General features: G+C 28.1%; 1 protein-coding gene. It reads right to left on the bottom strand.

Annotation, left to right across the window (positions count from 1 at the left end; genetic code table 11):
- Window positions 1-354 precede the first annotated feature (354 nt).
- Window positions 355-1,572 (bottom strand): MFS transporter, encoded by a 1,218-nt coding sequence (locus CN514_RS24125; protein ID WP_098234740.1) that lies wholly within the window; start codon window positions 1,570-1,572, stop codon window positions 355-357.
- Between the last annotated feature and the right edge of the window lie 357 nt (window positions 1,573-1,929).

Here is a 1,929-nt window from a genome sequence, read left to right as displayed (position 1 = left end):
AGTCCCTCAGATAAATTGGTCCATGTTTTTCCTCCATCCACACTCATTATTACACCGCGACCACCCTTAAGAAGTCCAGTTTCATAATAAGAACCAGTGATTTAAGGAAGAATAGGATGACTCTGATAAAACTTAATTAAACCATTTTATTTAAATTCTAAAAACCACAGTAATTACGTTGATATTTAGATTCTTTTGATAATAATTCCAAAAAAATTAAAAAACCTGCTCCGATTTGAGAACAGGCTTGAATTAACATTTCGTATTTTTTAATTTCTCTCTTTTGTATGGAATATTACAAAATACCAAAATTGAAAATAATCATTTCATTCCAAAATAAAATTTTGATTGCAGCTATGAAGCTTTGCTTAGTCTAGATGAAATCACTGATTTTTTGAAAACTTTTTTATAACGATAATAGACATAAGTTGCTAGTGTAATACTAATCAATGCAATTATAAAATCTAACCAGAATACTGCAGTTACACCGATATTTTTTACTAATAACCCTGTAATATATGGGATTACTATGAATGCAGAACTTGATGCAGTGCTTACATAAGCCGATATTGTCGCTTTATTTTTAGGGAAGAACTCGACTATGACTGTAATACACAATTGAAATAAACCTGCAGTTGAAAAACCTATTAGAAAAGAACTTATTATTAACAAACTTGGTTGTTGGCAAAATAATAAAATCAATAATGATAATGAAGTTAAAAATGGATACAAAATTAATATTAATATTGGACTTACAAACCGATTGATAACAAATGCAAGGATTAAAACTGAAATAAGAGAACCAATGTTGAAATAACTCAATAACTGAATAGATTCAGTTCTACTCATATCAAGAAAACTTAGTCCATATGTTGGGAGCCAAACTTGTACAACCATAAATAATGTCGTAGTTGTAAATCCCATAAAAATGGTAGCTAATCCTTCCTTCCAGATGATTGGTTTTGCTTTGAAACGATGTTCTTCTTTGATGTAATTTTCATCATTTTTATTAGAATTATTAGGAAAACGTACTGAAGATAAGAAACTTCCGTTAATAAAAAAGATAAAAGCAAGTACAAAAAATGAATATCCGTAATAAATATTATGATTAATAATATATGAAATTATGATTGGTAGAATCATGGCTCCAATTGATATAAAAGCTTTAATTAATACTGTTGATAATCCTGTATTTTTTGGAAATGCTTCAATAAGTGCAGGATAGGCTCCTGAGTCTAATATTGAATTACTTATCCCAGCAATAATGGCAAAAATAAACGCTATTTCATAAGTAGCTGATAGTGGTATTCCAATCAAAAATATTAAATATAGAAATGAAGCTGTTACTACAAGTGGCTTTCTCCCGAATTTGTCTGAAAGCCTACCTGATACACTTAAAGTGATTAATTTTCCAATCCCAATACCTGAAACTAAGATACTTATTCCAGTATTATCCGTATTTAATTGTGTTGTTAGAAAACTCATATTTGATGAAAAAATGATATTAATCATACCTAACAGGAAGTAATCAATATATAACCCTATTGTCATACCTACATGTTGAGTTTTCATAAGATCCCCCAATTTAATGTTATACCTTCAATTATTAAAATCTCGTTAAAAAACTAGCTAATCTTTTTTATTATGTCAAGATAATCCTTTTGATTGGCACATTTCTAGTTCACTTAGCTATGCTGCTTGAATATCGATATTGGTCTAAAGATTGTAAAGAGAAGAGTAAAAAAACTGGTCCCAGATGCACAAAAAACCTTTAATTAAAGATATATTTTTTAAAAAATTCATCAGTAATATTTCCATAATTATCTGCAAGGTAGATTTTCAAGATTATTTAATCATTAATACACTTTGATATCTATCTTACTGATCTCTTATTTTATTTCAATTAATGATTACTTTTAAATATTATCT

Source organism: Bacillus sp. AFS001701 (assembly GCF_002559405.1).
Taxonomy (GTDB): Bacteria; Bacillota; Bacilli; order Bacillales; family Bacillaceae_G; genus Gottfriedia.
The sequence above is the reverse complement of the archived record's forward strand: the minus strand, read 5'-3'. Positions and strand labels throughout refer to the sequence as shown.